8 protein-coding genes are annotated in these 5,366 nt (G+C 45.4%); all 8 read right to left on the reverse strand.

The features are described from left to right. Positions 1-194 precede the first annotated feature (194 nt). Positions 195-1,424, reverse strand: a complete 1,230-nt coding sequence (locus QAS77_RS10250; protein ID WP_305065388.1) for a TIGR00375 family protein — start codon at positions 1,422-1,424, stop codon at positions 195-197. A gap of 9 nt (positions 1,425-1,433) precedes the next feature. After that, positions 1,434-2,222 (reverse strand): proteasome assembly chaperone family protein, encoded by a 789-nt coding sequence (locus QAS77_RS10255; RefSeq protein ID WP_305065389.1) that lies wholly within the window; start codon positions 2,220-2,222, stop codon positions 1,434-1,436. Then, entirely contained in the window at positions 2,215-2,385 is a 171-nt protein-coding gene (locus tag QAS77_RS10260) for an RNA-protein complex protein Nop10 (RefSeq protein ID WP_250867395.1), read from the reverse strand. The genes QAS77_RS10255 and QAS77_RS10260 overlap by 8 nt, the downstream gene beginning before the upstream one ends. 6 nt (positions 2,386-2,391) lie before the next feature. Continuing rightward, positions 2,392-3,189 (reverse strand): translation initiation factor IF-2 subunit alpha, encoded by a 798-nt coding sequence (locus QAS77_RS10265; RefSeq protein WP_250867394.1) that lies wholly within the window; start codon positions 3,187-3,189, stop codon positions 2,392-2,394. 10 nt (positions 3,190-3,199) lie between these two features. Continuing rightward, positions 3,200-3,376, reverse strand: coding sequence for a 30S ribosomal protein S27e (locus QAS77_RS10270; protein ID WP_305065391.1), 177 nt, complete (start codon positions 3,374-3,376; stop codon positions 3,200-3,202). A gap of 5 nt (positions 3,377-3,381) precedes the next feature. Continuing rightward, entirely contained in the window at positions 3,382-3,660 is a 279-nt protein-coding gene (locus QAS77_RS10275; protein WP_250867392.1) for a 50S ribosomal protein L44e, read from the reverse strand. 15 nt (positions 3,661-3,675) lie between these two features. Further along, entirely contained in the window at positions 3,676-4,386 is a 711-nt protein-coding gene (locus QAS77_RS10280) for a hypothetical protein (RefSeq protein ID WP_250867391.1), read from the reverse strand. After that, on the reverse strand, positions 4,376-5,366 hold a 991-nt coding region (priS, locus tag QAS77_RS10285; RefSeq protein ID WP_305065393.1), incomplete at its 5' end, for a DNA primase catalytic subunit PriS. The genes priS and QAS77_RS10280, both read right to left, overlap by 11 nt.

Below are 5,366 nucleotides of genomic sequence, written 5' to 3' on the forward strand. Positions count from 1 at the left end.
AGCACTCCGTTAGGAGAAACAGGTCTCGAGCCTGCCGCGTTTAGACTCCGCGGCATAAATACACCGTTGGATTAGTCCGCTCTGCCACCTCGGCACTGTTCTGTTTGATAGTGTTAATTGAATATATATGTGTCGTGACCACTCCCGCGACTAAATGTCGTGGTTTCTTTATTACGCTCCATTCGTAAAGGCTATCAGAAATCGAAAAGGGAACTCTGGGCTTTTGTTTCATTCTGGCTTTGTGGTTCCGTTCCATCTTCCTTTGGGCTTGGTAGCTCTATGTGGCCGTATTCTCCGCCGCCGCCAGGACGAATTATCACTTCACCGTTTCTGAATGCCATTATGGCATCCACTATTCTTTGGTCTACTATGCCAAGCTGTTCGTTTTTGCTATCAAGAAGGACTGCGACCTCGTTGCCGAATCTTTCTATGAGGGCTGTCCATGCGGAAGTCACACCTTTTGTGGTGATGCTGGCATGTCCGAGCGCCATCATTATTATTTCAGCAAGGGGGGCAAGGTGTATGTAATCAGGACGGTGGTCGGGATGTTGTGGGCTATCGAGGTCTGCAAGTTCGTTCACTCTGTCCTGAACTCCCTTCTTGATCTGTCCTCTGCATTCAGGACATCTCCAGTTCTGTCTTATGCATTCCTCGTGGGTATAATGGGTGTAACATTTGATGCACGCGGATTCGTTATATTTTCCTTCTCCCGGGAAGAATCCTACGTTCAGGGTTGCTTTGTATCCTTCCTTGCGTAGTATTGCTTTTTCAAGTCCTTCAAAATCGATGCTCGGGACCTTGAATCTCGTGAATTCGCGTGCGAGCTTGTTGGACCAGGGGGAATGTGCATCGGAGTTCGTGAGAAAAGTAAGTCTGTGCAGCTCGCTTATGCGATCCGCATAATCGCTGTCTGCACTTAATCCGAGTTCGAGGAATGATATGTATTCCGTCATGTCCCCATAGCAGCTATCAAGGGAATCGTGAGATGCATAAAGGGCTGTCCAGGGTGTGAAGGCATGGCAGGGGCCAATAAGGGCACCCACGTCCTTTGCTATCTGTGCTATCTCGCAGCCGTCAAGGCGCACCGTGGGACGACCATCAACGGCGAGGTTTCCATATTTCGACATGGCCTCTGCCAGTTCTTCGGCCTTGGAGATGGATGGCAGGATCAAAAGGTGGTGTACGCGGTCCTTATCCTCAATTTCCGTTGTAGGTATGAAATGAGTACCATTGATAGAAATAGTCTCATTGTCCGTAGCGGCTCGTTTAATTTCCTCAAGCCATTTTGGATGAATGCAGTCCCCGGTGGCAACAAGGTCAATTCCTTTTTTCCTTGCTTCAATAGAAATTGTTGACAGCTCCATATTCTTGGAGCATGCCATGGAATATTTTGAATGAAGGTGGAGATCAGCATTGATCTGCATTAGACCAGCTCACCCGATGTATCTTAGATCTTCATCTGTGGCAGTGTCTCTCAACATTTCCGGTTGCTGCTGCTGCTGTTCCTGTTGTTTTGCTTCCACCAGGTTTGCAACGATCTTTTCCATTTCCTTAGCTCTTTCTTCGAGTTCGCTTACATCTACTTCGATGCCAAGTATCTTGCTAAGTAATGCCAGAAGTGCCTGTGCACTTTTTGGATCGACAAGGTATCCTGAAGTAAGTCCCATCAAGCACGCTGCCTTGATGTTCTTGAACATGCTAAGTCCGAGCAAAAGTCCGGAAGCGCCAACGATACCTCCTCCGGGTTCGTTTGGTTTGAATGTGACCTCATACTCTTTGAGTTCTGTCACCATTTCCAGATCATTGGAAGCGCCCATGACCTCATCAGTATGTGTCAATTGACCTGTGGGGAAGCCGCCAAGGGTGAATATCCTTTTCACTCCGAGTTCTTCAGCAATGTCAATGTAAATTGTACCTAGCTCGTAATGTCCTTCTGTGCTAGTGCTTTGATGATCGCCTGCAAGAAGTACTATATCATTTCCGTTAGCTTTGCAAACATATATCTCGTTATTGACGAGTTTGACAGTACTCTCTTCGTTCACCATTACCTGTGGTGGAAAATGGGGGGAATATATCTCAAATACCTTTTCAGCATCGAGCTTTTCAATAAGGTGGTCAACAACAAGTTTACCTACATGCCCGACTCCGGGGAGTCCTACAAGAAGTGTGGCATTCTCCAGTCGGATATCTTCCTTAAGGCGAATTACGGTTGTTTCACGCATGTTCCATCTCCCGTTTTTTAGAGATTCGTCTATATTTCCCATAAGGATCAAGTGGAGAAAATCGTGCCGGAAGGGGATTGCCTGAGCTCTCACCACATTCCGGACAGTTGTCTTTCAGCGTATAAATATTGCATTGGGTGCATCTTCGAAGCTTATTTCCCAATGAAAATCACGCCTTTGCTGTTTCTATATGTCTGTGGAAAATACCTTTTCCGCCCTTCTTCTCAATAGTTTCGATAGCTTTTTCAGAAGCCTTCTTCAAAACAGCTTCAGCGGTCTTGTACTCTGGTGCGATTACCTTGATCCTGTATCTTGGTGCGCCGGTGTAAGTGACATCTACTCTTACATCGTCCATTTTGACCTTTGCTGCTGCTTTCAATGCTTTCTTTATTACTTCTATCCCATCAGGAAGATTGCTTGTAAGGTCCACATATCCTGCGATATCTACGAATGGAAGTTTAATATTCTCTTGAGAGATACTGACTATCTTTTCAGCGAGTTCCTTGCTAATAGCAATGCCTTCGAAAGCCTCTTCGCCATTAATGGCAGCTTCTTCAAAAGCTATGTAGCAACTTCCAAACTCATCCGACAGAGTAGCTGTTACAGCTCCCATCTCTTCCGGACTGGTGCCCATGTCCTCTGCTACGAACTGAAGCCATTTTGTAGCTTTCTGCTCGTTCTTCCAGTCCTGTATCTTTGCACGCTTCTGGTGCTCGTTCACATCTTTCAATGAAAGATCGATGTGGCGTCGGTTTGGATCTACGTTCAGCACTTTGCAGACGATCTTCTGTCCTTCCCTGACGTAGTCACGAACATATTTTACCCAGCCGGCTTTGACTTCGGAGATATGGATGAATCCTTCCTTGCCTCCATATTCCTCAAGAGTGGTGTAGGCCCCAAAGTCGACTACGTTCTTTACAGTACAAACTACAAAGTCGCCGCTTTCTGGCCAATTATTATTATCCATTCTACACCCTTTATTCAAGGACTTCCAGGATATGTGTTGTTATTGTTGACTTTCCGCCGGTAGACTCCGCGAGTGTTCTTCCACAAACAAGGCAGTTTACCTTGCGGCTTGCACTACCAAAGATCACCTGTTCGTTAGAACAGTCGTTACATTTTACACGTAAAAATCTGCTTTTAGGGGTTGTCATGATTCTCATTCCTTAAACTCGAATTTCTTTGCTCTGAAACATGGTCTCTGATGGGACTTGTTGCAAGTTGCGCAGCGGTATTTAAGTGATACTCTCTTTGTAGGTTTGTCTCCTCCAGGGACCTTTGAGAACTTACCACTGTTTCCGATACCGGTCTGTCTCTTCTTCTGCCTTGCGATATGTGTCATTGCCGATGCTTTGCCTTTTTTCACTCTTTCTGCAATGTGTTCAGTGTGTGTTTTGCAGGATGGGCAATAAGTTCTGAACCTCTTTGGAATTTTCATTATTTACACCTTCTATCAATTTGAATTTATTATCTTTGTAATAAGATGAGCTGCGCCTCGTTTTACCAGAACGTTTGCGTTCATTGCGGGTAAAACAACAACATCTTCTGCATGAGTAGTATAATTTCGTTTATCTACGGCATTAAATGTCGGTAGGTCTTTCAATATTCGGACAACAAAGTATTCTTCATTTATATTCCTTTTGGCTATCTCTGACTTTCCATTGTCTTCAATAACGGCAGGAATTTCTGCGACTGCTACTTTTTGTCTCTCTTTGACAGTATCTGTAGCAACATTGTTCGCTTCCTGTATCCTTGTTTCTACCTTCTCTGCATTAGAACTTGCTGTCGGATCCAGTATAGGTTCCAGCAACTCTCCTCTTGCGACCTGTATTGCAAAAAGGGTTGCTTCATAGACCTTCTGCTCCTCAGGAAGGAGCTTGTCAAGGTCCTGCTTTGGTGGGCTGCTTGAAAACGCATTCGAAGTCGCCCTCGATGTTATTTTGCGTATGCGCCTGATGAATATGGTCTCCACATCGTTGATGGCACTTTGAAGCTCATCTTCAAGGATCTTCGATTCGGGAGAACGCTGGTTACTTATCTGCCTTATCTCTCCTTCCAGTTCATGGATATACTTGTCCACAAGGCCATAGAACCCATGGGGTAATCCTCTTAATGCGGAACTGTTCTCTTCACGGAGTATGCTCTTAAGCTCATTACGGTCCATATTCTGCTGCACCTCTGCACATTAGGTAGATCGCTGCATATTCCGGTAGTTCCTGCACACCTTCCTCAACATGGAGGTCCTTACCTTTCATCTGTACGGCAAAAGGTCTTATCACTTTTAATTTTACCGGCTTGTCCGAAAAAACAATGGCATCGTTCAATGGGTCAAACTCCTCAAGCTGTGAGATGGACAACGATGTGACACGCATCCCCGATTTCCCATGCAGCGATCCCGGAAGGCGAATAAGGCGCTTTATATCTCCTGTGACCGGCTCATCCACACTTGCAGACAGTTCTGTGACCGATCGCTCGGCAAGTGTCTGTATAATATCCTTGTTCACACGTGACAAAGCTTCCATATTTCCTTTTTTGAGCAGATCTACCTGGGTCTCGTCCCTTAATATCTCCACTATCTTCTTAGCAGTTTTTTTCCCGATTCGGTCAAATCCGGTGAATAGCTCTATAGCATCTTCCTTTGCTGCAAGATATCTCAGGTATGCTATCATGTGACGGTTTATCCTTCCACCCCAACCTCCGTCATCTTCGGAAGGGAAGACGTTCATTGTGGCCCTTTCACTCCCAGCATCTCCGCTAATGCCTTTTTTTACAAATATTTTATCAAGGTTCAGTCCTCTTCCGCTGATATAATCCACGATCTCCCTTCTTTCTGCACTTTCAAGTGAAAGTACACGCGGATCACTTATATGGAAATGATATCCTCTTCCTCCTGAAAATACTGCACCGATATCTTCTTCCTTGAATCCGAAATCGTCCGTCAGGAGGTCATAGAGCTTCAATGTCTCCTTTTTGACATGGTCGAGCATATCAGAATATGAATTCGGTGCTCCCGGGATATGGTCTGCATCAAGGTCAAATATAAGGTCTGCAGCCAGCCACTGCTTTTCTTTCATGGTCGGAGCGTTCGGATACGTATAATATGCAACGGAATAATATACATGAGCAGGTGCCATTCCGGCAAGG

It is taken from the genome of Methanococcoides sp. (assembly GCF_030594565.1).
GTDB classification, from domain to species: Archaea; Halobacteriota; Methanosarcinia; order Methanosarcinales; family Methanosarcinaceae; genus Methanococcoides; species Methanococcoides seepicolus.

Coding starts and splice junctions, on each gene's coding strand:
- QAS77_RS10250 (WP_305065388.1), bottom strand. CDS start 1,424: ATGCAGATCAATGCTGATCTCCACCTTCATTCAAAATATTCCATGGCA.
- QAS77_RS10255 (WP_305065389.1), bottom strand. CDS start 2,222: ATGCGTGAAACAACCGTAATTCGCCTTAAGGAAGATATCCGACTGGAG.
- QAS77_RS10265 (WP_250867394.1), bottom strand. CDS start 3,189: ATGGATAATAATAATTGGCCAGAAAGCGGCGACTTTGTAGTTTGTACT.
- QAS77_RS10270 (WP_305065391.1), bottom strand. CDS start 3,376: ATGACAACCCCTAAAAGCAGATTTTTACGTGTAAAATGTAACGACTGT.
- QAS77_RS10275 (WP_250867392.1), bottom strand. CDS start 3,660: ATGAAAATTCCAAAGAGGTTCAGAACTTATTGCCCATCCTGCAAAACA.
- QAS77_RS10280 (WP_250867391.1), bottom strand. CDS start 4,386: ATGGACCGTAATGAGCTTAAGAGCATACTCCGTGAAGAGAACAGTTCC.